The sequence below is a fragment of the Thermococcus indicus genome (assembly GCF_006274605.1).
GTDB lineage: Archaea > Methanobacteriota_B > Thermococci > Thermococcales > Thermococcaceae > Thermococcus > Thermococcus indicus.
This window is the reverse complement of record NZ_CP040846.1, coordinates 531,877-557,558: the sequence shown is the minus strand read 5'-3', so window position 1 is coordinate 557,558 and position 25,682 is coordinate 531,877. Positions and strand designations below refer to the sequence as shown.

Sequence of the window (25,682 nt, the reverse complement as noted above, 5' to 3'; positions counted from 1 at the left end):
TCTCTCACCTCACTCCTTCAGTATGTCGTGCTCCTGCATGAACAGGTAGAGCTGCCTCTTGTTCTTGAACTGGCCGCCCTTGGCGCGGATGTAGAGCCTCCTGTAGGTGTGCTCGTCGAGCTTGCCCTCGGCCTTGAGCTTCCTGAGCTCCTTTCTGAGGGCCCTTATGGTCATCATCCAGCGCTCCTTCTTGCCCATCCTGGCGGTCTTCTTACCCTTCTTGCTTCCCGGGCCCCTGTGGCGGCCCTTCTTCCTGGCCTCCTGGAAAGCCCTGGCACGGGCCCTGCTCTGGCCCTTAACGGGCTTCTTCTTGATGACGCCGTCGTTGATGAGCCTCCTCACGTCCTCCCTAGTTATGGCGGCGGCGACGTCATCAATCCTCTCCGGGTCGATCCAGACCCTGTTCTCACCGCACTTCAACAAATCAGCGGCAATCCTTCTCTGCATCTTGAGCATGAGCCTCACCTCACGGGTTGAGTACCTTCACGCCGAGCTCCTTGGCCCTGGCGATTATGGCCTCTCTCTTCCTGGCACCAACGGTTCTCGCTATCCTTGCAGCCTGCCTGGTCGGGTCGATGGCCTCAAGCTCCCTGACGTTGTGGACGAGGACCTCCTCGTAGCCGCTCGGGTGGAGACCGCGAACGGCCTTAGGGGAGCTCCAGCCTATGCTGGGTGAGCGGGGCTTGCCCTTCTTCTTGAGCCTCATCTTGCTGTCGATTCCCTTGGGCCTGCGCCACTTGGGGTCGTTCCTGAACTTCGGGTACCTCCACCACTCCTGGCGGAGGAAGCGGGGCTTCTTCCTCTTGATCCTGGCCCTTATCCTAAGGAGTCTCGCCTTCTCGTTCATTTCTCACACCTCAGAACTTTATCGGCTTACCAGCCTTCTCAACGATGTAGATACCATCCTGGAAGACACGCCTGTCCCACTTGGTTATCTTGGTAGCCTGCTCGATGTTGGCCGCGGTCTGGCCAACCGCTTCCCTGTCTATGCCCTCGACGATGACCTCCTGGCCGGAGACCCTGACGGTGACTCCCGGGAGTATCTTAGCCCTCCTCGGGTTCTTCTCACCGAGGAAGTTCTCGATGACGACCTCGTCTCCCTGAACCTTGACGGTCATCGGGAAGTGGCTGTAAACGATCTTGAGCTTGTAGGTGAAGCCCTCGGTGACTCCCCTGAGCATGTTCGCTATGTGGGCCTTGAAGGTCCTGGCTATGGCTATGTCCCTTTTCCTCGGGAACTCCTTGAAGACGACGACCTTGCCGTCCTCTGTGAATATCTGAACGCCCGGATACTTGAGCTCCCTCTCGAGCTCGCCCTTGGGACCCTTGACCTTGACGGTGTTCCCCTCAACGGTGACCTCGACTCCCTCTGGAATCTCAACCTCTTCCCTTACCCACGCGTCTATCGGCATCTCTCTCACCTCAGTAGACGTAGGCTATCAGCCTTCCGCCGATTCCCTTCTCGATGGCCTCTTTGTGGGTCATGACGCCCTGGGAGGTCGAGACGATGAGGATACCGAACTCGAAGGCCGGAAGGAACCTCTTCTCCCAGGCCTCGTACTCCCTGGCCTTGACCGGGAACCTCGGCTTTATCGCTCCAGCCTTGTTGATCTTACCTATGAGCTGCACCCTGTAGATGCCGGCCCTTCCGTCGTCTATGAACTCAAACTCGCCGATGTAGCCGTTCTCCTGCATAACCCTGAGGACCTCTCCCATGAGTTTGGAAGCCGGCTTGAGGTAAACCTCCTCCTTACCGACCCTCTCGCTGTTGGTTATGTGGGAGAGAGCGTTCGCCAGCGGATCAAGCAACGTCATCTCCTCTCACCTCACTCGTACTTCTTAAAGCCCAGCTTGGGGGCTATCTCTCTAAAGCAGTGCCTGCAGAGCATAAGGCCGTGTATCCTGATTATCGGGCCGTACTGGCCGCAGCGCATGCACCTTCTCGCACCCTTTCCAAACTTCCTGGGCTTCCTCTTGTTGTAGTCAGCCTTCGCCATCTCACAATCCCTCCACGGTAACCTTAAACTCCTCCATAGCGAAGACGATACCCTCCTCCTTGGTCAGCTTGTGCTTGGTCGGGAGCTTCTTCCTCTGCCTCTTCCTCTTGGCGACCCTGTATCCTGGCCTGTCGAGGGTAACGCAGACGTCCATACCGAAGATGCCTATCTCCGGGTCGTACTCAACGCCCGGTATGTTGATGTGCTCCTGGATTCCGAAGCAGAAGTTGCCGTGCTCGTCGAAGTTGCTCGCCTTGAGCTTCCTGTCAACGGCCTCGAGGAGCCTGTTCAGCATCTCCTCGGCCTTCTTGCCGCGGAGGGTGACCTTCACCGCTATCGGCTCTCCGCGCCTGATTCCGAAGTCCTTGTTGGTCTGCTTTGCGCGCCTTCTTATGGGCTTCTGGCCGACGAGCCCCTCCAGCATCGTCTCAGCCTTGGTGAGCCTCTCACCGCTCTCGCCAACTCCAATGTTGATGGTAAGCTTAGCGATCCTGGGCTTCCTCATCGGGTGAGCTTCCCAGTCCGCTAGGATAGCCTCTCTGTTGATCTGCATCTTATCTCACCTCACGGAAGGGAAATCTCCGGCTTCTCCTTACCAACGACGAAGGCGTACTCCTTCAGGGTGTCGAAGAGCTCCCCGTTCTCGTCCTCGATGGTGACGACGTCCGGCCATCCCATCGGGAACTGCCTGACCTCGACGACCTTACCCTTCCTGGCAACGTTCTTACCCTGGGTAACGAAGACGTAGGCACCGACCTCAAACGGGAGAACCTCGATGACCTCCCTCTCTGGGACCTTCATGAGGACGGTGCTGGCGGTCATGTACCTGTCCTTCTCATCCATGGTGACGAGGTGGTTGCTTCCGTCGTGGAGGTTGAGCTGAACCTTCGCCCCCTTGACCATGCGCTTGTTGCTTATTCTGAGCGGCTTTATGTTGGCCTCCTTCTCGCTTATCGGGTGCAGTATGAGCTTGCCGATCCTGTTCGGAAGAACCCTGTAGTGCTCGCCGGTCTCGGGGATGGAAACGACGTCCATGATACCGACCGGGAACTTGTAGTCCTTCCTAACGCGGCCGTCAACGAGGATCTTGCCCTCGTTGAGTATCTTCCTCGCCTCGCGGGCGGTCTTGGCGTAGCCGAGGTAGTCCCTGACTATGTAGAGCAGGGGTATGGAAGTCCTCATGCTGTGCGGACCCGGCCTCGGCCTGACCGCCCACTTGTAGGTCTTTCTCGAGATGTACCACTGATTGGGAGCGGCAAGCCTCTTAAGGTGCCTCTTAGCGCCTTTCCTCGCCATCAACCAGCCCTCCTCTTAATTATCTTCTCTCTCCTCTCATCGTCGAGGTTGAGTTCGATTATCATAACGTTCGACGGGTGGAGGGGGTAGAACACCTCGGTTCCGTCGGTCTTCTTGTGGGTAACGCCCTCGACGTGTATCCTGTACCTCTTGAGGTCAACCTCAACGACCTTGCCTTCCTTACCCTTGAAGTCTCCGCGCATAACGCGGACCTTGTCGCCCTCCCTGATCGGAAGGCTCCTGACGCCGTACTTGTTCCTGAGATCCTCGCTCAGGGTGGCGGCCATTACCTTGCTCCTAAGGTGAAGGGGAGCGTTGTAGAGGAACTTCCTCTGCTTCCTCGGCTGCCTGGTCTTCAACTTCATCTTTCTCACCTCACAACACTATGCTCGCTATGCTGCCGAGCCTTACCCAGCGCTCGGCGGCTTCCCTGGCTATGGCACCCCTGATCTCGGTCCCCCTCGGGACACCCTCGGGGGTAACTATAGCTGCAGCGTTGTCCTCGAACTTGACACGCATTCCGTCAAGGCGCCTGTACTCTTTCCTCTGCCTGACGACGACGGCCCTGACAACCTGGTGCCTGATGTCGGGCCTTCCCTTCTTGACGGTGGCGACGACCATGTCGCCGACGCCGGCAGAGGCGAGCCTCCTCCTGGTGCCCTTGTAGCCGACGACGCCTATGATCTGGATGACCTTGGCGCCGCTGTTGTCGGCGACCTTGAGGTAAGCGCCTATCGGAAGAGCGCGAGTCGGCCTGACCGGGCTAATTCCTCTCGTAGCACCTGCACCCTTCTTCGCCATTCATATCACCTCTCGCCAGCCCTCTTGGTGACGGCAACGACAACCCAGCTCTTGGTCTTGCTTATCGGCCGGGTCTCGGCGATGAGGACCCTGTCACCGACCTTGGCGTCTATGCACTCCGGGTTGTGAGCGTGAACCTTGCTCCTCCTGAGCTCATACCTCTCGTACTTCTTGAGGTAGTGGTAGTGCTGCCTCTCGACGACGACGGTCTTCTTGCCTTTGTCGCTGACGACGACACCCTCAAAGTACCTGCCGTGTATCCTGAGGTGTCCGTGCCAGGGGCAGTGGGGATCGTCACACTTCTCAGCGGGAGGCTGAACCTTCAATCCGATCTCTCTCATTTTCGCCACCTCTTCTTCAATCTCATCTCGGGTCTTCCAATCAGTTCCTTTCCGTTGATTCGGATTTTTTTACCGCCAACTTCAAACTCGAGCTCCGCCACGTCCTTCGGGATAACCCAGACCCTCTCACCGCCGATGGTGAGGGTGTTCCTCGTCTCGTCAAGGACGTAGCCCTCGATGCCAACCAGCTCTGGATGAGATGCCCTTATAATTTTTGCTTTCAGCCCTATGAGCTCGCCCCAGATGATGTTTTTCTGATTCACTCGATTTCTATCAAGTCCTCGGAAAATCCAAGGTCTCCGAGCAACTTCTTGACCCTTTCTCTGTGGTCTCCCTGGAGCTCTATCCTTCCCTTCTTGACCGTTCCGCCGCATGCCAGCTTCGCCTTCAGCTTCTTTGCTATATCATCCAGGTCGAACTCCTTCTCGTCTATGCCCTCGATTATGGTTTTAAGCTTTCCGTAGCGGGCCTTCTCTATGTACACTCTAATTCTCTGCTGCTCCTTCAGGACCTCCTTAAAGAGCATCTCATCCAGAGGGTTAACAATCCTTGGCACCGAACCTCACCTTTTCTCCCTAAGCTTCTCCTTCTTTATGGTAAGCAGGCGCGCTATGTCGCGCCTGAGGTTGCGGATGACCATGGGGTTCTCTATGGAGGCCCCCATGGTGAGCACACCCCTCTCCTTGGCGAGCTCGAGGCGGAGCTCCCTGAGCTTCTTGTCGATCTCCTCGATGCTCATCTCCCTAATCTCACTCGGCTTCATTGGTGCTCACCTCTTCCTCAACGAGCTTCTCTATGACCTCAATCTCGTCCGGGAGCTTGGCGTCGGGCGGCATGATGGAAACCTTAACACCGATGACACCGAGCTTGAGCTTGGCCTGGGCGTAGCCCTTGCTGACGAGAGTCTCGGCAGGGTTTCCGACCTTGGCGAGGTAGCCCTGGTAGAACCTGACGCTCTTGGCCCTCTCGCCGGTGAGCTTTCCGCTGAGCCTTATCTCGACACCGCGAGCGCCGTTCCTCATTATGGCCCTGATAGCCGAGTAGGCGGCCCTTCTGAAGTGGACGCCCCTCTCAAGGGCCTGGGCGAGCCTGACGGCCTGGACCTTGGCGTTGAGGTACGGGTTCTTGATCTCCTCGACCTCTATCTGCGGGTTCTCGAGGTTGAACTTCCTCTCGAGGGTTCTGGTGAGCTCCCTTATGCGCCTGCCGCCCCTGCCTATGACATAGCCGGGGTTGGCGGCGAAGATGGTGACCTTGGTTCCGAGTGGGGTCTTCTTGATGTCGATTCCACCGTAGCCCGCTCTGCGGAGCTCTTTCTCAAGGTACTCGTCGATGAGCATCTCCTTAACGTTCTCCTTGATGAAGTATCTCTCGATCGCCAAAAGTCTCACCTCCTAATCTCCTCAACGACTATCTCGATGTGGGTGGTCTGCTCGTTGAACGGTGTGGCCCTTCCGAAGGCCCTCGGGATGTAACCCCTGAGGACCGGGCCCCTGTGCGCTGCCGCGTGGATTATCTTGAGCCTGTCGGGGTCGAGGCCCTTCTGCTCGGCGTTGTTCTTGGCGTTGAGGAGGACCTTCTTGACGGCCTTGGCGACCTTGACCGGGTACCTACCCGGACCAAAGCCCCTGCCCGGCTTGTGACCCTGGCTGTCGTTGTGGCGCTTCATCGGAACCGGCCTCTTGAGGGCTATGACGTCGTCGAGGTACCTGAGCGCGTCGTTGACCATCATTCCCCTGATCTCCCTGAGGAGCTCGACGCTGTGCTTCGGGGATATCCTGAGATCCCTTCCGCTGGCACGAGCCATCTTCTCGGGGTCAAAATTTTGGAATGAGTAGGAAAACCTGCCCCTGCTCATCTATACCACCTCACTTGACCGCCACGAACATCGATGACCTGGTCGCACCGACACCAGGTGAACCGTGCTGGACGACCTTCCTGGAGAGGGCGAACTCGCCGAGGTAGTGGCCGATCATCTCCTCCTTGATCTCTATCGGGATGAACTCCTTTCCGTTGTAGACGTGGATGGTCATGCCGACCATCTCGGGGAGTATAACCATGTCCCTGCTGTGGGTCCTTATCGGCTTGTTGTACTTGCCCTTCTTGGCAAGCCTTATCTTCCTGAGGAGCTTCTTCTGCTCCGGACTGAGGCCGCGCTTGAGGCTCCTCCTCTGCCTGGCCGGGAGGAGCTTGGCAAAGTCCTCGAGTGACATGTTGAGCAGTTCCTCGAAGCTGTAACCCCTGTACTTAAACTCCTTCTTTCTCGCCATCTTCATCACTTCCTCCTACCAGTTCTTCTCGCGGCTATGTGACCGACCTTCCTTCCGGGCGGGGCGCGCCTCGAAACGGTGCTCGGCCTGCCGATGTGGTGCTCCTTACCACCGTGCGGGTGGTTGACGGCGTTCATCTTGACACCCCTCGGCTTCGGCCAGAATCTGTTCCTGGCCTTGGCGATGTAGTAGGCCTTACCCGCCTTGACGATGGGCTTCTCGAGCCTACCGCCGCCGGCGACGACACCTATGGTGGCCCTGCAGGTCGGCTTGAACTGCTTGAGCTCACCGCTCGGAAGCTGGACTATGACCTTGTCCTTCTCCCTGCTGACGACGAGGGCGTAGGCACCGCCGGCGCGAACGTACTTGCCACCGTCGCCCGGAACTCCCTCGATGTCGTAGACGTAGCTTCCCTCCGGTATCATGGCAAGCGGGAGGGTGTTGCCGATCTTGATTGGAGCGTTCGGCCCGATGGCTATCTCTTCGCCGACGAGGACCCCTTCCGGAGCTATGATGAGCTTCTCCATGCCGTTCTCGAACTTGACCCTGGCGACCGGGGCGGTCCTTCCCGGGTCGTGGAGTATCTCGACGACCTTGCCGACGAGGGTCTTCTCCTTGGTAAGGTTGAGCGGAACGTACCTGATGGCGCCCCTGTACCTGTGGGAGGGGGCCCTAAAGGTCGTGGTTCCCTTACCTCTCCTCTGCTGAATCAGACTCTTTCCCATCTCACTCACCCCGTCAGAACAATCCTATCCTGGCAGCAACCTCACTTGCGCTGTACTCAGGCTTGAGCTTCACATAAGCCTTCTTCTCGCCCTTCATGGTTATGAGGACGTTGACCTTCTCGACCTTGACGTCGAACATCGCTTCCACGGCCCTCTTGATGTCCCCCTTGGTGGCGCGCTTGTCGACTATGAAGGTGAGCTTGTTCTCGTTCTCGATCATGGCCACGGCCTTCTCCGTGACGACCGGCTTGACGATAACCTTGTACGGATCCATCTCCCATCACCCGTAAATCTCCCTAAGCCTCTCTATAGCTCCCTTCGTCCAGACCGTAAGCCTTCCGGGGTGTGTACCCGGAGCGAGCAGCTCGGCACTGAGGTTCTCGACGGTGACGACGTCAACGCCGGGGTGGTTCCTGGCTCCCTGGACGATTCCCTCGTTCTTGGCAACGACGATGAGCGGCCCCTTGGCCTTCTTGTAGCGCCTTCCGCGCATCTTGCCCTTACCGGCCCTTATCTTGGTGTTCTTCTTGGCCCTCTCGATGTCGTCCCAGATGCCGAGCTTCTTGAATATCTCCCTGGTCTGGGCGGTCTTGAAGACCTTCTCGAGGTCGTCGGTGACGACTATCGGGACCTGCGGGACGTTGTCAACGATGTGGCCCCTGGCCCTGACGAGGTCGTAGTTGGCGGTTGCAGCGATGGCGCTCATTATGGCCAGCCTGCGCTCCTTCTTGTTGATGTCCTCCCAGATGACCTTCTCAACCTTGGGCGGGTGGGTTCTCCTTCCACCCCTCGCGAAGGGGACGAAGGCGGCAAACCTCGGGGAGGTCTTTATCCTCTCAACCCTGGCCATTCCGTGGCCCTTTCCGATGTTCTCGGTGACCCTTCTCTTGCCGGCCATCGGGTCCCTACCCTGCGGCTGTATCCTGTGGGTCCATGAGGCGATGACAGCCCTCCTGATGAGGTCGGGCCTGAACGGAGTGGCAAAGACCTTCGGAAGCTCTATCTCCTCCACAGGCTCGCCTTCGAGATTGAAAACCTTAACCTTCATCTATCTCACCTCACTGCTTGGATTCCCTACTGACGTAGGTTATCTGCGGCCTCTCAACCGGCGGCCTCTTCTTCGGCGCCCTTATAGCCGGCCTGACCCTGATGATCCTCTTGAAGGCTCCCGGAACGGTGCCCTGTATCATGAGGAAGTCGCTCCTTATGACACCGTAGTGCGGGAAGCCGCCCTTCGGAGTGATCTCAATCTCCTTCTTGTCACCGAGCTTGAGAACGCCGTTCTCACCTATGGCGATGAGCCTCTTGTTGAACTCGGTCCTGTGGTGGAAGCCCATCTGACCCGCGAGGGGGACGGTCCACATGACCCTGGTCGGGTGCCACGGACCGAGGTTACCGATGTGCCTGGCCTTGCCAGCCCTCTGGGCCTTGTGGAACTGTATCTTGACACCCCAGCGCTTGACCGGGCCCTGGGTTCCCTTACCCTTGGTGACGGCGATGATGTCGAGGAGCTCACCCTCGTGGAGAACCTCGCTCGCGCGGAGCTCCTTGCCTATCTTCTCCTTGGCGTACTCGAACTTGGCCTTGACGTCGTCGCCACCGATGGCGTACTCCATGACCTCGGGCTTCTTCTTGAGCTTGATGAGCCACGGCTGGGTGTGGACGAGAAGCCTGACGTCAACTATCTCGCCGCCCTCGATAAGCTCCTCAAGCTGGGCAAGCTTGGCCTTGAACGCATCCTCGTCGTAGTTCTTCGGCAGGGTCTTTATGCGCCTCTTGACGTGGTCGTTGAGCTCGTGGAACCAGACCTCGGTGGCGGTCTCGAGACCGAGGTAGCCCTGCCTGTAGGCCCTGATGCCGTAGACGAAGAGCGGCGGGACTTCCACGATAGTGACCGGCATGAAGATCTCCTTGCCCTTGGTGAGCCCTGGCCTGTCGTCGATCATGAGGACGTGGGTCATGCCAGCCTTGTAGCCGGCGAAACCGAGCATCCTGACCTCACTGTCCTTCGGCCACTTCTTGATTCTTGGGACTACACTCCTAGCCCTCTTTCTCGGGGAGTAAGCCAGTGAACCTCTCCTTGGCCTGTGTATTTTTCCCATCTCAATCCCTCCTTATGAGATTAAACACCGCGAGTGTGGCCAACACGGCCTCCTCGGTGCGGACGGTGGCCGTCCGCTGATTTGGAATGGTGTTGAGGATTAGATCAAAGTCATATTCCTCCTCGCCGAGGAGCTCCATCACGCCTTTCCTCGGTGAGCCAAACACGAATCCGACCTCCCCCTCGAGCGGGGGAAGCTTCACCTCTCGAATGTCACGCCCCCTCCGGGAGGTGGCAATCGCCAAATCCAGCCTGGCCTTTTTAAGTGTTTTTGCCAGTGACTTCCTCGTGAGATGCACACTGTACCCCCAGTACTCCTCTGGCTTCGCTGGTATCACCCTGAGAGGCCTTGCTGAGACGATTCTGAAAGTTGCGCGCCCCTCAACGTCCCCCTCCACCGCGGCGAGGTCGTCGAGACCGATGTCCGCGTAGGTTCTCCTTCCCTTCCGGAAGGCGAAGCCCTCGCGGATCTCCCCGACCCTCGGTTTCCCCTTGAGCTTGTGGTGGGGAGTTCTTAGCGGCGGGATGACGCCAACATAGCGGAGCTCCGGCATGAGGGGGAACAGCCTCTTTCTGAGGTACTGGGGCGTTTCCGCGTACTCAAGGATTGTTTTGATGAACCTTCCGTCCCTGCCGCCGGCCCTGTAAACCCACACGTGCTCAACGCCGAAGATTGCAGCGGCCCTGGCTATCTGCCCAACCTTGTACGTCCGGATTTTGGGGTCGTCGGTCTCTTCAAGGAGCGAATCTGGAATGAAGATGTGCCAGGCCATTTTTCCGTCATCCTTTGCTGTGGGTACTTTAACGCTGAAGTGGGGTCTATGGAGACTATTTAAAAGGCTTTCGAACCGTTCCACCCTTTTTTGGGTTTGGAGGTATACAAATTTTTTGCAAACGAAAGACAAGGGGGCTCCGCCCCCTTATCTCTCTGTACTCTCAAACCCCCGATGCGGGGTTTCACCCCGCACCCCAGTTCTTTTTAAACTACCGGGGGGCTAACGCCCCCACACCCCCCAAACAGCCCCTGCTTCGCATGTTGAGGCAAAGCCTCAACACCTCGGGAAGCTTCGCTTCCCAAGGAGCGCTGGCGGAAAATTTGTGTGCGATTTTGATAATGCTGATTTTTGGTAGGGTTACTCTGCATATAGCAGTTTTATAATGTTTCACTCCCCCAAGGCGTCCTTTGGACGCCAAGAAGACGTAAAACCTCTTCAATAGCTCATTCAGGGATTAAACCCTGATTTAAAAGGTACTGCTTTGATAGTGCACACTTTTATTCTCTGCCGATTTGACAGAAAGGGAACTCTTTTGGTCAAGCTTTTTCTAAAAGCTTGTTCGCCTGCGCGACGTCGAGCTCCGCTCGACGCAAGGGACGACAGTCCCGCAGAGTTTGATCAAGGTTCGTGATTCTGTCTGTAATGAGTGTCCTTAAGTGGATTCTCTAGAATTTACTTTGTGAGTGTCGGATTCGTTCCAAGGAGGCATTTCAGAAGGGGTTCAAGTTTTTTAGCGCTCCGAAGGAGCGCGGTTCAAGTAGAACCCATGTGAACAAGTCTGTTCGAAGGATCCAACTTCTTAATGGCTGATTTTGAAATGAATCCATCTTCAAGGGCACTATCTTAAAAAATCACGATCTTTTGGTCAAGCTTTGTTAAAGCTTGCTCTGTACTCTCAAACCCCCGAAGTGGGGTTCCACCCCACGGAAAGAAACTTTGCCTCCGCAAAGTTTCATCAAAGTTCGTACGTGCTTTCCATGTGCCTTATCTCAAGTGGCTTTCACAATTGAATTGACTTTTCAGAGGGGTTTACGTTTAATGGCGCCCGAAGGGCGCAGAAAAGAGAAACCCAGCGAACATTTCTCATTTTTACTCAAGAAAGCCTTCTAAAAGTCTACCCATTTTAAAACACGTACGAACTGCTCCAATACGATTAAATAAAGTCAGAATCATTTGGTCAACCTTTGCGCAGGCAAAGGTTGCTGGGGGGCTAACACCCCCACACCCCTCGGAAACTTTGCTGGGCAAAGTTTCATCAAAATTTGTAGCTCCTTTTGACGTGCTGATTTTCAAGGGGTTTTATCATGGCTGGAGCGTTTAACATAGAGAATCTGCCCAAAATTCATCCTTAGGTTAGGTTTGCCTTTTTGACGCCCTACGGGCGTCTTTTTCAAGTTAAACCCTCGTCAAAGGAACTTAAAACAGGTTCTCACTTGGAACGTTGGCACCTGACCTGAAAACCCCATCTTCAGAGCACAGCCTCAAGAAGAGCTACCAACTTTTGGCGAAGCTTTTTCTAAAAGCTTCAGCACTGGCGGAATGTTTTTGACTGATTTTGATGAAACTTTTCGCCAGAAAAGTTTCTTTGGCCAAGCTTTTCCCTACAAAAACCAGACGAATCCATCTCCACATACATGAGTTCGCCAGAATCTCAGAATGTCCTAAAATTGACATCATAGAACAAAAACGTGTAAAATCAACTTGCACCCCCGCAAGTTACTTGTAGGAGTGCAAGTTAAAGTGACCAACCGCCATTAGCACTGAGCTGGATTAGTGTCCGGAACTTCATCCGCCGAATCTCCAGATGGAAAAATCAGGGGTGTGGGCAAACTTTCAACCCACAAAGATTATCCTCCCCAAGATAATCTCCACAGGAATAATTTTTGAAGCATTGCTCAGTCCACGAAAGCCCTGCCGTTCCACAGCTCCCTCATCTCGCGCGTGGCGTCGGGATAAACCCTCTTGAAGGTTATCCGCCAGTAGCCGTTGCCCAGATCCTCGATGTCCTCGATGTGGATTTTCACGCCGAGCCTTTCGAAGTGGGTCACCATCCTGTGGGCGGTGCTTATGTTCTTCACCCTCACCGTGAAGACCTCCTCGACCTCGCCGCCGTTGGCGACCTCGTGGATGCTCTCGACGAAGGGCCGGAGGAGGGCCTTTCCGAGGGCCTTAGCATATTCGTCGAACTCCTCGCCCTTGATGTGCCTCTCCGCGAGGTAGAAAGCAAGGCGCTTAATCCGTCCCATGAAGTAGCCGTGGGGCAGGTCAAAGAATATGTGGGAGCCTATTTTGATGTCGTTGATGTTAGCGTAGGGCGTTACGTACTTCGCGATTCTCTTCATGTCGGGCGTTTTCATGACGATGCCCTCTCTCCTCTCCCTGCTGAGCCTTTCGATCAGCTCATGCAGCTCCTCAATTTTTGAACGGTCGTAGAGGCCGAAAGTTTCAACGTGACGAATGCCGTACTCCTCGGCAAGTTTATACCTCTCCCCCACCGGAAGGCTCCTTCCAGTCCCCTTCTCCTGGATGTCAAAGAGGAAGAACTCGATGTCCTCCTTCACGTAGGGCGGCCCCTCGACGATGTACGGGCTCTCTGGCCCGGCCATTTCGCCGGCGAGGACGAGGTTGGGGTAATCTTTGAAGAACTCCTCGTTTATGAAGTCCAGTATCCTCTCCGTCGTGAAGGGACATACGAAGCCGCCCCTCGTTAGAGCGAGAACCCTGTCCTTAACTTTAACGACGCGGACGTTGTAGCCATCCACCTTCTCCTCGACATAGAAGGGTTTGTTCTTAAAGACCCGCTTTATCCCCCTCTCCAGCTGGACGACGCGCTTTATGTGGGGGAATCCAAGAACGACATCGCCGTTCTCAAAGACGACCGTTCCACGCCGGAAGCCCCTTGCGGAATCCCTAAAGCGAACGTACCTGATGCCTTCGAATTCGCCCTCCACCACTCCACCCTTGCCTTCAAGAACCACCAGCCTGTTCTCGGGGAGGCCGAGTTTGAGAAGGGTTACCCTAAAGCTTGAGCTTACCATCATCCCACCAGTCTAAGTTGGACTGCATCGTTAATAATCATTATGAATATATGGCAAAAACATCCCTCAAAAGCGCAAACACAAGGGGTTATGAAAATGTAGAAGAGGACAAGCGCTGTGCTTCAGCGCTTCATGGTCGAGAGAACCTTGCTGGTGATGTCGTTGCCTTCCTTGTCGTAGATCCTGTAGTAGGCGCTGTAGGGCAGCTTCATCTTGGCCCTGTGCATGGCGCCGAGGGCGAACTTGAGGTGGTTCTCGTTCACCCAGACGGTGAGTATCTTCTGGTCCTTCTTGACGCGGGCGGCGAGGCCTATCGGCTTTCCAAAGGGCCTCCTCATACCGTTTCCGTAACGGTCGGCCTTCCTTCCGGTAGCCATCGGGTTCTCACGGAGAACCTGGAACGGGTAAATCCTTATCTTGAAGTGGTAGTTGCTCCTACCGACGTTCTTCTGGAGGTACCTGTTCACCTGGATACGGATGGCCTCGAGGGCGTTCTGCCTTATCTGCATGGCCTGCTCGGCGTGAAGGCTGACCTCGTACTGGAATTCAGCCGAAAGGTTGCCCATGTCGAAGATCGTTATCTTCGGACCGGGCGCACCGCGTATGTATTCCCTCCTCGTGTAAGCGGGCTTGTCAACGTCCCTATCAATCTTGGCTGGTCTCAGTCCCATACTCTCACCTCCAAATGAGCCTGACCTCCGAGTGAATCGGTTTACGGGCTTTTCCTACTCCCGTTGCCGGTTTCGGACATCGGCCCGAGGGCTCGGTCTTGAGCCCGTTACCCCTCCAAGGGTTATTGGCATTTCGCAGTAATCTCAATGAGAGCTAAGCCTAAACTTAGCTTGCCCTCGCTTTTATAAAAGTTTTGGAGTGCTCGCCGACACCAGCTGTCACTTCCCACCACCTTTAAGCTTAACGCCTTGCCAGAGCAGGGCCACCGAAACTGGAGTAAATGCAAGCAGGGCAAGGTTGAGTGTCACAACCCCATGGAGCTCGCCCAGCGAGTACGCAAAGCCAAACAGCATCCCCCCGAGGAAGGTCGAGAGGTTCTGGACGCCGTTGACGCCTCCGATAGCCAGGGAGGAGCGGTGGTAGCTCGCCAAGACCTTTCTGGAAATCGGTCTGAAGCTTTGAAAGGCGAAGAGGGCAAGGAATATCCCCAGGAAAACCGTCGGGGCGGTCTTTATAGCTGCCAAAAGCGGAGAAACCGCGGCCATTATGGACGTGAGCAGAACCATCCGCCTCTCGCTCCTCACGTCGGCGAGCCAGGAGGCGAAGTAGCTCAGCATCGCGGCGAGGAAACCGGCCCAGCCGATGAGCGTTGCGGTCGTTGCCTTCTCCATTCCCAAAGCCTCGGAGACGTAGACGTAGGTTATCTCGCCAGAGGTAAAGGCCACTATAACGGCCATCAACGAGGCGATGATTAGAACCCTCTTAGGGTCGAGGCTTGGCCTTTCACCGTCGGGAGTTTTCTTCCTCTTGGGCGTTATCCTCTCATAGAGGAGGATGTAGCTGGCCACCATTATCAGGCCGGTCAGGATAAAGAACGCGGAGGAAATCCACATCTGACCGCCCAGTCCGAGGTCTATCGTGTAGGCGTAGACGTAGTTTCCGAGGAGGGAAGCGATGCTGCCGAAGAAGAAGTATATCGCCGTGACCCTCGCCCTTATCTCCTTTGGCGTTGCGACCGCTATCACAAACTGTGCCATCGGCCAGCTCAGACCGTTGAGGAAGCCGTTGAGGAGCTTTATTCCCGCAACCTGAACCCAAGTTGAGGTCAGGGGATAGAGTTGAACCGCCAAGGCGTTCCCCATCATTGCTATCGCGCCGATATAGACGAGCCTCTTGCCCCTTTCGAGCATCAACCCGCCGAAGACTGACGAAAATGCCCTCGCGAGCACGAACGACATCGAGACGATTGAAACGGAGAGCATCGAAGCCTTGAGTATGTCACGCGTATAGAACGCTATGGCTGGGGTGGCGAGGCGGAAGGCTATAGTCCCTGTGAAGGCGGAGAGGATGAGAAGGATTATTCCAGCGAGGCGTCTTATTTCCATCAGACCACCTTCTAAGCGTTAGGGTGAAACTTTTAAAAGTATTGACCGTGCCGAAGATTTTTCAGTTATCGATGGAATAAATGAGTGGAACTTCAACCAATCGGTGCAGGCCCCCAGCGAACCCTTTTTATATCTCCCCTCCAAACTCCCGCCGAGGTGATGCTGATGGAACTCAGGTTCGAAATGGAGTACGAAGAAGCCTACAGGGAGCTGTACGAGCTCGTCAAGCCGAAGTACAAGCTCTTTACGGCCGGCCCGGTTGCATGCTTCCCCGAGGTTCTCGCGATAATGGGCGTCCAGATGTTCAGCCACCGCTCGGCCGAGGCCAAGGAGGTTCACGTTGACACCCTCAACAGACTCAAGGCTTTTCTCGAAGCCGAGAAAGGCGAAGTGATACTCTTCCCGAGCTCCGGAACGGGATTCATGGAGGCGGCCGTCAGGAACACCGTTCCTAGAGGGGGAAAGGTTCTCGTCACGACCGTGGGGGCGTTTGGAGACAGGTTCGCCGAGGTCGTCAACTCCAACGGCAGGGAGGCAGTCATTCTGAGGAAGGAGCCCGGCTACGCCGTCAAGCCAGAGGAGCTCGACGAGGCCCTCAGAAAGAACCCCGACGTTCATGCCGTGACCATAACCTACAACGAGACCTCTACCGGCGTGCTGAACCCGCTCCCCGAGCTGGCCAAGGTCGTTCACGAGCACGACAAGCTGCTCTTCGTCGATGCGGTCTCGGCCATGGGCGGCGCGGACATCAAATTTGACAAGTGGGGCCTCGACATGATATTCGCGAGCAGCCAGAAAGCCTTCGGCGTCCCGCCCGGCCTGGCCGTTGCAGCTGTGAGCGAGAGGGTCTTTGAGATCGCAGAGAAGATGCCCGAGCGCGGCTGGTACTTTGACTTACCGCTCTACAAGAAGTTCAACGGCAAGAAGAAGGGAACCCCCTCAACTCCCCCGCTCCCGCAGATATTCGGCCTCAACGTCGTGCTCAGGATAGTCGAGAAGATGGGCGGCAAGGATGCCTGGCTTGGAATGTACAGGAAGAGGAGCGAGATGATAAGGGAAGGCGTCAAGGAAATGGGACTCGGCGTTCTGGCCGAGCCTGGCTACGAGAGCCCGACCATCACAGCGGTCGTCGTCCCAGAGGGAATGAAGGGAGTGGACGTCTACAACGCGATGCGCGAGCGCGGCTTTGAGCTGGCCAAGGGCTACGGAAGTGTTGCCGAGAAGACCTTCAGGATTGGAAACATGGGCTACATGACATTTGAGGACATCGAGGAGATGCTCACCAACCTCAGGGAGGTAATAGAAAAGCTTAAGGGCTGAGCCTTCTTCTTTTTATTTCAGTGAAGGTTATGGTCTCGAAGAAGTGGATAACCATCTGGCTCGTTCTCAACTTCCTTATCTTCTGGTTCGTTGGGCTCGCCTCAAGTGGATATTCAATGGAAGGCTATCTGCCGGGGCAGAGCGACATGATAGACCTCTACACCCCGGTCGTCCATACAGCCCCGGACGACAGGCCAATGGGAATACTCTACATGGTGGACTACGATGGGAGCCTCTACTACTACATAGTCTGGGAGGACGAGTACTTCAGCAACTCACTGATAGATAAGCTCTACCGCTTCTTCCGCGGCCTCGTTTACGGCGGGGCGACGCAGGACATAGAGGTTGTGAAGGTTAACCCGGACAACGGCACCTTCTACTTCCAGACCTATGACCACACCAACGTCCACGGAAGGCTCCTCGAGAACGGAAGCTGCCTCTGGGAAGAGGAAAAGGTGGTAATACCAAACTGCACCGTTAACGGGACTCACATCAACGTATACGTCGTCACATGGAACCACATGCTCTCCCTTATGCCGGAGGATGGCACCGAGAGAGCTGTTCTGCCCATGAAGCACATGACCCCCAACGACTACGTTGCCCTCGGAATGTTCAGGAGAACCCAGAGAACGATAGCCGGTGTCGCCATCAACTCTCTGCTTCTGGCGGTTGTGGCCACGCTCGCCTTCAACAGCATCATGTACGCCGCGTGGAGAAAGGGCTACCTCACGAAAGAGGGGCAGAGAAAGGTCAGAAGCGAGATAATGGACGGATGGAGAAAGCTGAAGGAAAGGAAGAGACCTAAATAACGGGCCTGAGCTCCCCGTTCTTTACCTCGTATATGCGGTTTATACTCTTCCTGCCGGTCCTGAAGTCCCTCTTAAGCTCCACAACGATGTCGAACTTGTCGAAGGTCTCACCGCTTATCCTGAGCCAGTGCCTTACCTCGTCCTTTATGTCATCCGTGAGGGCGAGGGAGGTCACTATGAAGGCGTAATCGTCTATGAGCTCCCGGAATATTCTCGCGGCGTCAACGGTGTGAAGGGTATCGATGACGACGTAGTCCGGATTCAAAGCCTTGATTCTGGAGATAACGTCAGAAGTGCGCCTCTCCAGGGGCTGGCTGTCGAACTGAGTGTCTATAACAACGATGTTCGGCTTAAAGGGCTTGAACTCTCCGTAGGCAGTGATGACTGCCACCTTCCAGTCGTCGGGTATGAAGTGCATCAGCGCCTCAACCAGCTTGGTCTTTCCGGAGCGGCTGGAACCGACCACCAGGATGTCCTTCTTGGAGAGAATTGCGTTCTTCAGAACCTCAAGCTGCTCCTCCCTCGCGGCGCCGTAGCGTATCAGGTCCTCAGGCGTGAATATGTACACTCCCATGCTTTACCACCATAGGAGGTTCTCGACTGGCGTTATAACGCTATCGCCGGCGGGCGTTGATAAACGTCAAACGAAGCACAATTTATTGTCGTATATTCAAAAATCACCGCAGTTAAATGTCATATTTTGCCCAAAATCCAAAAGTTTTTGCACAAAGACCATAAAGGGGAAAGTCGGTGACAAAAACTAGGTGATAGATATGAACGCTCTCCAAATTGTGACCAGAAAAATTGAACCTATCATGGAGATACAGACGAGAGTAATTGACTATATGACAAGATACATGGTGAGCAGGGGCTTCAAGTGGATGCTTCCGGTCATGCTCAGCTCCATCACAGACCCGCTCTGGCCAGATCCGGCCGCCGAAGAGGCGCTCAGACCGCCCGAGGTCGAGGTCTACGGCTCGAGGCTGAGGCTGACCCACAGCATGATACTCCACAAGCAGATGGCGGTGGCTATGGGCATTGAAAGGCTCTTCATCCTATCGCCCAACATCAGGCTTGAGGGACGCTCAGCCGACGACGGCAGACACGCCTACGAGTTCACTCAGCTCGACTTCGAGATAGCCTACGCGAGCATGGACGATGTGATGGGCCTCATCGAGGGACTCATCAGCGGCCTCTTCAAGGAAGCGGGAAGCTGGGGGCTCGAGAGGGAGGTTCCAAAGGTTAAAACACCGTTCAAGCGCTTCACGCTGGAGGAGATAAAGGAGGAGTTCGGGGACGAGGACGAGGCCAGCAGGGTCATGAAGGAACCCTTCTGGGTGACGGACATCGAAAGGGAGTTCTACGACAGGGAAGACCCCGAGAGGCCCGGCCACTTCAGAAACTACGACCTCTACCTTCCCGAGGGCTACGGCGAGGTCTCGAGCGGCGGCGAGAGAGAGTGGGAGTACGAGGTCATCGTGAGGAAGATGAAGAAGGCAGGGATAAGCCTCGACGCTTTCAGGCCGTACCTAGAGGTAGCCAAGGCCGGCCTCTTAAAGCCCAGCGCCGGAGCGGGAATCGGCGTGGAAAGGCTGGTCCGCTACATGGTAGGGGCAAAGCACATAGCGGAGGTGCAGCCGTTCCCAAGGATTCCAGGCGTCCCTGCGGTCATCTGAGGCCTTTTTACATCCCCTTTCAAAATCCATTTAAACCATCCTTCCCTACTTCTTTTGGGGATTTCTATGAGGAAAAGCCTGTTTCCAGCACTGAGGAGGTTTAAGGCATACCTCAACACCGCGAGCCTTGGGCTGATGCCCTCGAGGGCTCTTCTTGAGGCTACAAAGCTCCTCAACGACGTTATCGAGTTCAGGGGGGAGGTCAACTCGGTTGACTACATGGACGGGGTCGTCCTGAAGCCGCTGTTGGATGAGGCGGCAAGGCTGATGAGGGTTAACCCAGAAAACGTCGGTCTCTCCATACAGACCACGGAGGGCCTGAGGAGGATTCTGCTGGCACTTGAGCCTAAGAAGGGTCAGAACATCGTCTCGCTGGACACGGAGTTTCCAACCGTGCCCGCGCTTCTCAGGAGCTACGCGAGGCGCTTCAACCTTGAGCTCCGCGTTGTGAGAAACAGGAACGGAGTTCACACCTTGGATGATATAGAGAAGGCGATAGACGACAGCACGTTTGCCGTCGTTCTCAGCTCGGTGAACTGGGTCACCGGAGAGAGGCTCAACCTGAGGGAGCTTTCGAGGGTTGCCCATGAACACGGCGCCTGGCTGATAGTTGACGCCGTCCAGCACCTCGGAGCCATGAGATTGTTCCCTGAAAAGGAGGGCGTTGATGCTCTCTCGGCGGGTGGTGAAAAGTGGCTCCTCAGCCCGGACACTGGAGCTGGACTAATCTATGTCTCCGACGAGCTCTTAGAGGGGGCTAAGCCAATAACCGGACTGCTCAACAACGAGCCGCCGACCGGAGAGTGGAGTAACTGGTGGGGCCTGCCGGAGAAGAATCCATGGGGCGAACTGGAGCCCGCGAGGGGCGTCAAGAAGCTCGACTTCGGCGGCGGGCCGCCGTACCTTATGGCCTCAGCCTTCCTCGCGTCCCTGAAGCTAATAAACGAGATAGGCATCGAGGAGATAGAGCGCCACAACCTCAGGTTAGCTGGCAGGATAAGGGACGAGGTTCTAAGTGCGGGCCTTGATGTCTTCGCGGAGGGTTCACCAATAGTAACGATAAAGACGGGCCTAAGCTACGAGGAAGAGGAGAGACTGCACAAAAAGCTCGCCGCGGAGGGAATCTCGGTCAGTCACCGCGGCGTCCTCAGCCACTACGGAATAAGGGTCTCACCGCACCTGTACAACACGCTGGAAGATGTTGAGGCCTTCCTTGAGGCTCTGTTCGGGGCGATGGGCGAATGAATCAAAGCTCAAAGAGAAAAGAAAATCACGAGAAAAACTTCACCGGCGAATAACCTTCCCTCGCCCCCTCCATTTTCAACTCCATCCCAAAGGCGTTGGTTACGGTTCCGCTCTTCTCTGCCCACACACCCGCTGGAACCACAAGGACGTCTCCGGGCAGTTCCTTAGTGGGCCGGCCAACGACGACGTAGGCCTCGCTCTCCGGGATTCCCGTTATTCCTGCTTTCAGGAGTCCGGCGGCATTCACTCCATCGTGGAGGATGAGGGTTGGAACGTCGAGAGGCACTGCCGGGCTTTCGAGTATCGCAACGTCGTAGCCCTCCTCGACGATTTCCTTGCCCTTCAGGAGTATCTTAAGGAGCGGGAACTTATCTGGATCAGCCCTCAGGAGAATCCTCTTAGCGTTTCTGAGATCTTCAAGGGTGGCCGTAGAAAGGCTTCCACTAACGGTCGAGCCTACCGGGATGCCCTTATCCTCAGCGAAGGCCTTTAGTTGAGCGATTTCTTCGTTCGTCAGCTCCGGAGTTAAAATCAGGGCGTAGTCCCTCTCAGCCATGAAGCGCTTCGCCTCCTCCCAGCTCACCGGTTTGCCGTTGAGGAGCGGTCCGGCAAGGTCTTCAGCCCAGGGCCTGTTAAAGCGACAGACGTCGCAGAGGTGCCCGTTCCAAGAGTTTTCCACCCTCGATGCCCTCACGAGCATACCGTCGTAGACCTCCACATTCATCTCACATGCGAAGGAGCAGCCGTTGCAGACCGTTGGAACGGCTTTCGTCTTCCAAGGCCCTGGCTTGACGAAGGGAAGCTTCTCGGTTATCGCTCCAACCGGACAGAGGTCTATCATCTCCCCGATGAACCTGCCTTCCACATCGCCGAGGGTTTCGCCGAGAGGCGGCGAGATCCTCGTCTTGAATCCGCGGAACAGGTAGTCCAGCACCCCCTCTCCGGCTATTTCGTGGGTGAAGTTGACGCACTGGCCGCAGAGGACGCACTTGTTGTTGTCGAGGGTAACGAACGGATGGCTCTCGTCTATCTCGAACTTGTTCTGCTCGCCCTCGAAGGCGTACTGCTGAGCGTTGTAAAGCGTCGCATACTCCCTCAGCTTGCAGGTGAAGACCTCCATACAGCCGCAGCTCATACAGCGCCTCGCTTCCTCAAGAACCTGCTCCTCCGGGAGGTTCGGCTCGACCTCCTCGAAGGTCTTCTTCCGCCTTTCCGGATCGAGGAGCTTCACCTTCGCCCTCGGCTTTCTTTCAACGCTCTCATAGTCCTTCTCGGTGACCTTCTTCCAGTGGTTGTAGGGCCTGAGGTCGAAGAGAACCCTATACAGGTCGTCGTCGTTTAGGACTTCTCCCACGTGCTTCTCGGGCTCGGTGAGGACTTCCTTCGCCTTATCGAGCTTGCCTTTGAGGTACAGGTCTATCATTATCGCGGCCCTCCTCCCCGTGGCTATACTCTCGATGACCGTTGACGGCCCGAGGACGAGGTCGCCGCCGGCGAAGACACCGGGAACGCTCGTCTGGAGAGTAACATCATCAACTACCGCCTTTCCGCGCCTTGCCTCGATGCCGAGGCTCTTGAGGAACTCCTCGTCGCAGTACTGCCCTATGGCGAGGATAACGTTGTCAGCCTTAACCCTGAACTCCGAGCCCTCGATCGGTATAGGCCTCCGCCTGCCGCTTGAATCCGGCTCGCCGAGGCGCATCTTTATGAGCTCCACCTCCTCGACCTTCCCGTCGCCGAGGATTTTCACCGGGTTCGTGAGGAAGAGGAACTCGACGCCTTCCTCCATCGCCTCCTCAACTTCCCTCTCGTTGGCGGGCATCTGCTCCCGTGAGCGGCGGTAAACGACGGTAACCTTTGCACCGAGCCTCAAAGCTGTTCTCGCAACGTCCATGGCCGTGTTTCCACCGCCGACGACTATAACGTGCTCCCCGAGCTTCACTTCCTCGCCCATGTTGACTTTCCTGAGGAACTCTATGCCGTGCATCACTCCCTCAAGTTCCTCTCCAGGAATACCCATTTTCCTGCTTCTCCAGGCGCCAACGCCGAGGAAGACGGCATCGTACTTCTCGCGGAGCTCGTCGAGAGTCACATCCCTTCCGAGGGCGGTGTTGGTCTTCACCTCTATTCCCGTGTCGATAACGGTCGCTATGTCCCTGTCAAGAACATCCCTCGGCAGCCTGTAGGGCGGAATGCCGTAGCGCATCATTCCGCCGAGCTGGGGCATCGCCTCGATTATCGTGACCTCGTGACCCATCGTCCTGAGGTAGTAGGCGCATGCTAATCCTGCCGGCCCGCCGCCGACGACGGCTATTCTCTTCCCGGTCGAGGGCGGAATCTCGGGCATCCACGGGCCGTGCTCAAGGTCATAGTCGGCCGCGTATCTCTTCAGCTGTCTTATAGCGAGGGGCTCCTCCACGAGGTTCCTCCGGCAGGCGTCCTCACAGAAGGCCGGACAGACCCTTCCAAGGACAGCCGGCAGGATGTACTTCTCCTTCATCAGCTTGACCGCCTCGTGGTACTTGCCCATCGCTATGAGCGCTAAATAGCCCTGAACGTCGCTGTGGGCCGGACAGCCGTCCTGACAGGGGCCGATACAGTCGCCGTAGTGGTCCGAGAGTATGAGCTCAAGTGCCGTCTTTCTCATTGAGATGACTTCGTCGCTGAGGGTCTCTAACTCAAGTCCCTCCATCGGCTTGAGGGTGCACGAGGTTGTGACTCCCCTCTTGGTGGAGACGAGACACAAGCGGCACGAGCCGTAGGGGTCGAGCTCGTTCGTGTAGCAGAAGCCGGGGATATGGGTTATTTCACGGAGGAAGTCTATGAGCGGCTTTCCTTCTGGAGCATCGATTTCCTTCCCGTTGACTATGATTTTGACCATTTCACTCACCCCCCGCATCGACTATCTCTATCGCATCGAACCGGCACACCTCGTAGCAGGTCCTGCACTTGATGCACTCCTCCTGGTCTATGACGTGGGGCTTCAGTTTCTCGCCGCTGATAGCCTTGACAGGACAGAATATGGCGCAGGCGGTGCAACCGGTGCACCTGTCGGCTATAATGACGTACCTGATGAGCGGCTTGCAGACCTTGGCGGGGCATTTTCCTTCAATGTGGGCAAGGTACTCGTCCCTGAAGTAGCGGAGCGTTGTGAGAACTGGGTTAGGTGCAGTCTGCCCGAGGCCGCAGAGCGACCCGGCTTTGACCTGGTAGGCGAGCCGTTCGAGCTTTTCGAGGTCTTCCTCCGTCGCCTCTCCCTTGGTGAACTTGTCCAGTATCTCCCACATCCTCTTGGTGCCCAGGCGACAGAAGGTGCACTTTCCGCAGGATTCCTTGACGGTGAAATCGAGGAAGAACTTCGCCACGTCAACCATACATGTATCCTCGTCCATGACGACCATTCCGCCGCTCCCCATTATGGCCCCAGTAGCGTTCACGCTCTCGTAGTCAACGGGCGTGTCGAAGAGGTACTCGGGGATACAGCCTCCGGAGGGCCCGCCGAGCTGGACGGCCTTGATCCTCTTGCCTGTCTTCGTCCCACCGCCTATCTCGTAGAGTATCTCCCTCAGCGTCATGCCCATCGGAACCTCGACGTTTCCGCCGTGCTTTATCTTGCCCGAGAGGGCGAAGACTTTGGTGCCCTTGCTCTTCTCGGTTCCTATCGAGGCGTATGCTTCCCATCCGTGTTTGATTATCCAGGGCACGTTGGCCCACGTCTCCACGTTGTTGATGTTGGTCGGCTTGCCCCAGAGACCCTTCTGGGCCGGATACGGTGGCCTCGGCCTCGGCATTCCGCGCTTGCCCTCAATGGAGGCTATCAGCGCTGTCTCCTCGCCGCAGACGAAAGCCCCGGCACCTTCCTTGATGACGATGTCGAAGGAAAAGCCCGAGCCGAGGATGTTCTCACCGAGGAAGCCCCTCTCCCTCGCCTGCTTCAGCGCTATCTTCAACCTCCTTATGGCGAGCGGGTACTCTGCTCTCACGTAGATGAACCCTTTGGTTGCCCCAATCGCGTAGGCACCGATTATCATGCCCTCAATAACACGGTGCGGGTCGCCCTCCAGGACGTTCCTGTCCATGAACGCTCCGGGGTCGCCCTCGTCGGCGTTGCAGACGATGTACTTGACGTCGCCCTTGGCCTCCCTCGCGAACTTCCACTTCAGGCCGGTCGGAAAGCCTGCACCGCCCCTTCCCCTCAGCCCGGACTTCATGATGACGTCTATTATCTCCTCGGGCTCCATTTTGAGGGCCTTTTTGAGGGCTTCATAGCCACCGGCAGCGATGTACTCATCGATGTTCTCCGGATCTATGTAGCCGGAGTTTTCGAGCACTATCTTCCTCTGCTTGGCGAAGTAGCCGTCAACGTCCCAGGTCTTCCTCTCGCCGTCCTCCCACCAGTCGCGCTTGACTATCCACTCCTCGACCGGCTTCCCGTTGACCACGTGCTCCTCGATGATTCTCGGAACCTTCTTGGGGTCAAAGTGCCCGTAGGTGATTATCTCGTCGTCGGTGATGATGTCAACGAGGGGCTCGCGGTAGCACATGCCGACGCAGCCGACTATCTTGAGCTTCACGTCGAGGTTCCTTCTCTCGAGCTCGGCCTTTATGGCTTCGTAGGTCTCTCTCGCGCCGGCAGCTATTCCACAGGAGTTCATGCCGACAGCGATGGCCTTGATTTCAGACATCGAGCTTCCCCTCCCTGAGCTTTCTCATCAGCTTCCTGACCTTGTCAGGCGTGAGCTTGCCGAAGACCTTGTCGTTTATCATTATGACCGGGGCCAAACTGCAGCATCCGAGACAGGCGACGCGCTCAAGGGTAACGAGCCCGTCCTCGGTAGTCTGCCCCTCCTCAACCCCAAGCTCTTCCGTTATCGCCTGGGATATGTTCACGGCGCCGTTTACGTGGCAGGCTGTGCCGTGGCAGATTTTGACGACGTACTTCCCGAGGGGTTCAAACCTGAACTGGGCGTAGAATGTCGCCACGCCGTAGACCCTGCTGAGAGGGACGCCGAGGTAGTTCGCAATCTCTTCAAGGGCCTCCCGGGGAAGGTAACCGAAGCGCTCCTGGGTTCTCTGGAGAAGAGGGATTAGGGAACTCGGTTCCGGTGGATAAGAGCGCATGTAATCGAACGAGGCTTCCATCTCGCATCACCACGGGATTTTCTCAAAAGAGTCTCAACTTTAATGTTTATAAGCGTGCACTAAAGTACAAGTTTGTAACATCTGGTTG

At 56.3% G+C, this 25,682-nt stretch carries 32 protein-coding genes; 4 read left to right on the top strand and 28 right to left on the bottom strand.

All coding sequences use genetic code 11. From position 1 onward, the window contains the following. Positions 1-9 precede the first annotated feature (9 nt). The 24 genes from FH039_RS02950 to FH039_RS02835 all read right to left on the bottom strand — a co-directional run bounded on the left by FH039_RS02950 (position 10) and on the right by FH039_RS02835 (position 15,402). Complete coding sequence (locus tag FH039_RS02950) at positions 10-456, bottom strand: 50S ribosomal protein L19e (RefSeq protein WP_139680153.1); 447 nt, start codon at positions 454-456, stop codon at positions 10-12. A gap of 10 nt (positions 457-466) precedes the next feature. After that, positions 467-847 (bottom strand): 50S ribosomal protein L32e, encoded by a 381-nt coding sequence (locus tag FH039_RS02945; RefSeq protein ID WP_139680152.1) that lies wholly within the window; start codon positions 845-847, stop codon positions 467-469. A 10-nt stretch (positions 848-857) separates the two neighbouring features. Further along, positions 858-1,412 (bottom strand): 50S ribosomal protein L6, encoded by a 555-nt coding sequence (locus tag FH039_RS02940; protein WP_139680151.1) that lies wholly within the window; start codon positions 1,410-1,412, stop codon positions 858-860. Between the two features lie 10 nt (positions 1,413-1,422). Further along, a complete protein-coding gene (locus tag FH039_RS02935) occupies positions 1,423-1,815 on the bottom strand; it encodes a 30S ribosomal protein S8 (RefSeq protein ID WP_014012545.1) in 393 nt (130 codons plus the stop codon). An 11-nt stretch (positions 1,816-1,826) separates the two neighbouring features. Then, positions 1,827-1,997, bottom strand: coding sequence for a 30S ribosomal protein S14 (locus FH039_RS02930; RefSeq protein ID WP_014012546.1), 171 nt, complete (start codon positions 1,995-1,997; stop codon positions 1,827-1,829). A 1-nt stretch (position 1,998) separates the two neighbouring features. Beyond that, on the bottom strand, positions 1,999-2,550 hold the full coding sequence (locus FH039_RS02925) for a 50S ribosomal protein L5 (protein WP_139680150.1): 552 nt from the start codon (positions 2,548-2,550) through the stop codon (positions 1,999-2,001). Positions 2,551-2,561: 11 nt separating this feature from the next. Further along, complete coding sequence (locus FH039_RS02920) at positions 2,562-3,293, bottom strand: 30S ribosomal protein S4e (RefSeq protein ID WP_014012548.1); 732 nt, start codon at positions 3,291-3,293, stop codon at positions 2,562-2,564. Continuing rightward, entirely contained in the window at positions 3,293-3,658 is a 366-nt protein-coding gene (gene rplX, locus FH039_RS02915; protein ID WP_139680149.1) for a 50S ribosomal protein L24, read from the bottom strand. The genes FH039_RS02920 and rplX overlap by 1 nt, the downstream gene beginning before the upstream one ends. Before the next feature lie 10 nt (positions 3,659-3,668). Then, positions 3,669-4,094, bottom strand: coding sequence for a 50S ribosomal protein L14 (locus tag FH039_RS02910; RefSeq protein WP_068665902.1), 426 nt, complete (start codon positions 4,092-4,094; stop codon positions 3,669-3,671). A 5-nt stretch (positions 4,095-4,099) separates the two neighbouring features. Continuing rightward, positions 4,100-4,435 (bottom strand): 30S ribosomal protein S17, encoded by a 336-nt coding sequence (locus FH039_RS02905; RefSeq protein ID WP_014012551.1) that lies wholly within the window; start codon positions 4,433-4,435, stop codon positions 4,100-4,102. After that, positions 4,432-4,809 carry a ribonuclease P protein component 1 gene (locus FH039_RS02900; RefSeq protein ID WP_139680148.1) on the bottom strand — a complete coding sequence of 126 codons (378 nt, stop codon included), beginning with the start codon at positions 4,807-4,809 and terminating at the stop codon, positions 4,432-4,434. The genes FH039_RS02905 and FH039_RS02900 overlap by 4 nt, the downstream gene beginning before the upstream one ends. Then, on the bottom strand, positions 4,695-4,961 hold the full coding sequence (gene yciH / locus FH039_RS02895; RefSeq protein WP_206204241.1) for a stress response translation initiation inhibitor YciH: 267 nt from the start codon (positions 4,959-4,961) through the stop codon (positions 4,695-4,697). The genes FH039_RS02900 and yciH overlap by 115 nt, the downstream gene beginning before the upstream one ends. Positions 4,962-4,997: 36 nt before the next feature. Continuing rightward, positions 4,998-5,198: a 50S ribosomal protein L29 gene (gene rpmC / locus FH039_RS02890; protein WP_014012554.1), complete on the bottom strand. Its 201-nt coding sequence runs from the start codon at positions 5,196-5,198 to the stop codon at positions 4,998-5,000. Next, the gene (locus FH039_RS02885; protein ID WP_139680147.1) at positions 5,185-5,817 is read right to left on the bottom strand and encodes a 30S ribosomal protein S3; all 633 of its coding nucleotides are present in this window, start codon (positions 5,815-5,817) and stop codon (positions 5,185-5,187) included. The genes rpmC and FH039_RS02885 overlap by 14 nt, the downstream gene beginning before the upstream one ends. 5 nt (positions 5,818-5,822) lie before the next feature. Beyond that, a complete protein-coding gene (gene rplV, locus FH039_RS02880) occupies positions 5,823-6,293 on the bottom strand; it encodes a 50S ribosomal protein L22 (RefSeq protein ID WP_014012556.1) in 471 nt (156 codons plus the stop codon). A 10-nt stretch (positions 6,294-6,303) separates the two neighbouring features. Further along, complete coding sequence (locus FH039_RS02875) at positions 6,304-6,705, bottom strand: 30S ribosomal protein S19 (protein WP_014012557.1); 402 nt, start codon at positions 6,703-6,705, stop codon at positions 6,304-6,306. Positions 6,706-6,710: 5 nt separating this feature from the next. Then, positions 6,711-7,430 carry a 50S ribosomal protein L2 gene (locus FH039_RS02870; RefSeq protein WP_139680146.1) on the bottom strand — a complete coding sequence of 240 codons (720 nt, stop codon included), beginning with the start codon at positions 7,428-7,430 and terminating at the stop codon, positions 6,711-6,713. Between the two features lie 13 nt (positions 7,431-7,443). Further along, positions 7,444-7,704, bottom strand: a complete 261-nt coding sequence (locus tag FH039_RS02865; RefSeq protein WP_139680145.1) for a 50S ribosomal protein L23 — start codon at positions 7,702-7,704, stop codon at positions 7,444-7,446. Positions 7,705-7,710: 6 nt separating this feature from the next. After that, positions 7,711-8,478, bottom strand: coding sequence for a 50S ribosomal protein L4 (gene rpl4p, locus FH039_RS02860; RefSeq protein ID WP_139680144.1), 768 nt, complete (start codon positions 8,476-8,478; stop codon positions 7,711-7,713). Positions 8,479-8,488: 10 nt separating this feature from the next. Continuing rightward, positions 8,489-9,532: a 50S ribosomal protein L3 gene (locus tag FH039_RS02855; protein ID WP_139680143.1), complete on the bottom strand. Its 1,044-nt coding sequence runs from the start codon at positions 9,530-9,532 to the stop codon at positions 8,489-8,491. Position 9,533: 1 nt separating this feature from the next. Next, positions 9,534-10,304: a putative RNA uridine N3 methyltransferase gene (locus FH039_RS02850; protein WP_139680142.1), complete on the bottom strand. Its 771-nt coding sequence runs from the start codon at positions 10,302-10,304 to the stop codon at positions 9,534-9,536. Between the two features lie 1,898 nt (positions 10,305-12,202). Next, on the bottom strand, positions 12,203-13,345 hold the full coding sequence (locus FH039_RS02845) for an RNA ligase (protein WP_139681594.1): 1,143 nt from the start codon (positions 13,343-13,345) through the stop codon (positions 12,203-12,205). A gap of 122 nt (positions 13,346-13,467) precedes the next feature. Then, entirely contained in the window at positions 13,468-14,016 is a 549-nt protein-coding gene (locus tag FH039_RS02840) for a 50S ribosomal protein L16 (RefSeq protein ID WP_139680141.1), read from the bottom strand. Positions 14,017-14,235: 219 nt separating this feature from the next. After that, positions 14,236-15,402, bottom strand: coding sequence for an MFS transporter (locus FH039_RS02835; RefSeq protein ID WP_139680140.1), 1,167 nt, complete (start codon positions 15,400-15,402; stop codon positions 14,236-14,238). Positions 15,403-15,567: 165 nt separating this feature from the next. Between FH039_RS02835 and FH039_RS02830 the strand changes: the two genes are divergently transcribed. Both FH039_RS02830 and FH039_RS02825 read left to right on the top strand, forming a co-directional pair. Further along, the gene (locus tag FH039_RS02830; protein ID WP_139680139.1) at positions 15,568-16,722 is read left to right on the top strand and encodes a pyridoxal-phosphate-dependent aminotransferase family protein; all 1,155 of its coding nucleotides are present in this window, start codon (positions 15,568-15,570) and stop codon (positions 16,720-16,722) included. Between the two features lie 29 nt (positions 16,723-16,751). Beyond that, the gene (locus FH039_RS02825) at positions 16,752-17,531 is read left to right on the top strand and encodes a hypothetical protein (RefSeq protein WP_139681593.1); all 780 of its coding nucleotides are present in this window, start codon (positions 16,752-16,754) and stop codon (positions 17,529-17,531) included. Here FH039_RS02825 and FH039_RS02820 read toward each other — a convergent pair. Next, on the bottom strand, positions 17,524-18,105 hold the full coding sequence (locus tag FH039_RS02820; RefSeq protein WP_139680138.1) for a P-loop NTPase family protein: 582 nt from the start codon (positions 18,103-18,105) through the stop codon (positions 17,524-17,526). The two genes, FH039_RS02825 and FH039_RS02820, sit on opposite strands and share 8 nt — an antisense overlap. Positions 18,106-18,304: 199 nt before the next feature. Here FH039_RS02820 and FH039_RS02815 point away from each other — a divergent pair, with 199 nt between their 5' ends. Together FH039_RS02815 and FH039_RS02810 are read left to right on the top strand one after the other, a co-directional pair. Further along, positions 18,305-19,207 carry an asparagine synthetase A gene (locus FH039_RS02815; protein ID WP_139680137.1) on the top strand — a complete coding sequence of 301 codons (903 nt, stop codon included), beginning with the start codon at positions 18,305-18,307 and terminating at the stop codon, positions 19,205-19,207. A 66-nt stretch (positions 19,208-19,273) separates the two neighbouring features. Beyond that, positions 19,274-20,452, top strand: a complete 1,179-nt coding sequence (locus tag FH039_RS02810) for an aminotransferase class V-fold PLP-dependent enzyme (protein WP_139680136.1) — start codon at positions 19,274-19,276, stop codon at positions 20,450-20,452. A 25-nt stretch (positions 20,453-20,477) separates the two neighbouring features. Here FH039_RS02810 and FH039_RS02805 read toward each other — a convergent pair whose 3' ends face one another. From FH039_RS02805 to nuoE, 3 genes are read right to left on the bottom strand one after another with little or no spacing between them, the layout of a single operon-like run. Next, positions 20,478-23,333 carry an NAD(P)-binding protein gene (locus FH039_RS02805; protein WP_139680135.1) on the bottom strand — a complete coding sequence of 952 codons (2,856 nt, stop codon included), beginning with the start codon at positions 23,331-23,333 and terminating at the stop codon, positions 20,478-20,480. 1 nt (position 23,334) lies between these two features. Continuing rightward, positions 23,335-25,137, bottom strand: a complete 1,803-nt coding sequence (gene nuoF, locus FH039_RS02800) for an NADH-quinone oxidoreductase subunit NuoF (protein ID WP_139680134.1) — start codon at positions 25,135-25,137, stop codon at positions 23,335-23,337. After that, a complete protein-coding gene (gene nuoE / locus FH039_RS02795) occupies positions 25,130-25,594 on the bottom strand; it encodes an NADH-quinone oxidoreductase subunit NuoE (protein ID WP_139680133.1) in 465 nt (154 codons plus the stop codon). Before nuoE ends, nuoF begins: the two co-directional genes overlap by 8 nt. Positions 25,595-25,682: the final 88 nt, after the last annotated feature.

Coding starts and splice junctions, on each gene's coding strand:
- FH039_RS02950 (WP_139680153.1), bottom strand. CDS start 456: ATGCTCAAGATGCAGAGAAGGATTGCCGCTGATTTGTTGAAGTGCGGT.
- FH039_RS02945 (WP_139680152.1), bottom strand. CDS start 847: ATGAACGAGAAGGCGAGACTCCTTAGGATAAGGGCCAGGATCAAGAGG.
- FH039_RS02940 (WP_139680151.1), bottom strand. CDS start 1,412: ATGCCGATAGACGCGTGGGTAAGGGAAGAGGTTGAGATTCCAGAGGGA.
- FH039_RS02935 (WP_014012545.1), bottom strand. CDS start 1,815: ATGACGTTGCTTGATCCGCTGGCGAACGCTCTCTCCCACATAACCAAC.
- FH039_RS02930 (WP_014012546.1), bottom strand. CDS start 1,997: ATGGCGAAGGCTGACTACAACAAGAGGAAGCCCAGGAAGTTTGGAAAG.
- FH039_RS02925 (WP_139680150.1), bottom strand. CDS start 2,550: ATGCAGATCAACAGAGAGGCTATCCTAGCGGACTGGGAAGCTCACCCG.
- FH039_RS02920 (WP_014012548.1), bottom strand. CDS start 3,293: ATGGCGAGGAAAGGCGCTAAGAGGCACCTTAAGAGGCTTGCCGCTCCC.
- rplX (WP_139680149.1), bottom strand. CDS start 3,658: ATGAAGTTGAAGACCAGGCAGCCGAGGAAGCAGAGGAAGTTCCTCTAC.
- FH039_RS02910 (WP_068665902.1), bottom strand. CDS start 4,094: ATGGCGAAGAAGGGTGCAGGTGCTACGAGAGGAATTAGCCCGGTCAGG.
- FH039_RS02905 (WP_014012551.1), bottom strand. CDS start 4,435: ATGAGAGAGATCGGATTGAAGGTTCAGCCTCCCGCTGAGAAGTGTGAC.
- FH039_RS02900 (WP_139680148.1), bottom strand. CDS start 4,809: ATGCGGCGGAACGGTCAAGAAGGGAAGGATAGAGCTCCAGGGAGACCA.
- yciH (WP_206204241.1), bottom strand. CDS start 4,961: ATGCTCTTTAAGGAGGTCCTGAAGGAGCAGCAGAGAATTAGAGTGTAC.
- rpmC (WP_014012554.1), bottom strand. CDS start 5,198: ATGAAGCCGAGTGAGATTAGGGAGATGAGCATCGAGGAGATCGACAAG.
- rplV (WP_014012556.1), bottom strand. CDS start 6,293: ATGAGCAGGGGCAGGTTTTCCTACTCATTCCAAAATTTTGACCCCGAG.
- FH039_RS02875 (WP_014012557.1), bottom strand. CDS start 6,705: ATGGCGAGAAAGAAGGAGTTTAAGTACAGGGGTTACAGCTTCGAGGAA.
- FH039_RS02870 (WP_139680146.1), bottom strand. CDS start 7,430: ATGGGAAAGAGTCTGATTCAGCAGAGGAGAGGTAAGGGAACCACGACC.
- FH039_RS02865 (WP_139680145.1), bottom strand. CDS start 7,704: ATGGATCCGTACAAGGTTATCGTCAAGCCGGTCGTCACGGAGAAGGCC.
- rpl4p (WP_139680144.1), bottom strand. CDS start 8,478: ATGAAGGTTAAGGTTTTCAATCTCGAAGGCGAGCCTGTGGAGGAGATA.
- FH039_RS02855 (WP_139680143.1), bottom strand. CDS start 9,532: ATGGGAAAAATACACAGGCCAAGGAGAGGTTCACTGGCTTACTCCCCG.
- FH039_RS02850 (WP_139680142.1), bottom strand. CDS start 10,304: ATGGCCTGGCACATCTTCATTCCAGATTCGCTCCTTGAAGAGACCGAC.
- FH039_RS02845 (WP_139681594.1), bottom strand. CDS start 13,345: ATGGTAAGCTCAAGCTTTAGGGTAACCCTTCTCAAACTCGGCCTCCCC.
- FH039_RS02840 (WP_139680141.1), bottom strand. CDS start 14,016: ATGGGACTGAGACCAGCCAAGATTGATAGGGACGTTGACAAGCCCGCT.
- FH039_RS02835 (WP_139680140.1), bottom strand. CDS start 15,402: ATGGAAATAAGACGCCTCGCTGGAATAATCCTTCTCATCCTCTCCGCC.
- FH039_RS02830 (WP_139680139.1), top strand. CDS start 15,568: ATGGAACTCAGGTTCGAAATGGAGTACGAAGAAGCCTACAGGGAGCTG.
- FH039_RS02825 (WP_139681593.1), top strand. CDS start 16,752: ATGGTCTCGAAGAAGTGGATAACCATCTGGCTCGTTCTCAACTTCCTT.
- FH039_RS02820 (WP_139680138.1), bottom strand. CDS start 18,105: ATGGGAGTGTACATATTCACGCCTGAGGACCTGATACGCTACGGCGCC.
- FH039_RS02815 (WP_139680137.1), top strand. CDS start 18,305: ATGAACGCTCTCCAAATTGTGACCAGAAAAATTGAACCTATCATGGAG.
- FH039_RS02810 (WP_139680136.1), top strand. CDS start 19,274: ATGAGGAAAAGCCTGTTTCCAGCACTGAGGAGGTTTAAGGCATACCTC.
- FH039_RS02805 (WP_139680135.1), bottom strand. CDS start 23,333: ATGGTCAAAATCATAGTCAACGGGAAGGAAATCGATGCTCCAGAAGGA.
- nuoF (WP_139680134.1), bottom strand. CDS start 25,137: ATGTCTGAAATCAAGGCCATCGCTGTCGGCATGAACTCCTGTGGAATA.
- nuoE (WP_139680133.1), bottom strand. CDS start 25,594: ATGGAAGCCTCGTTCGATTACATGCGCTCTTATCCACCGGAACCGAGT.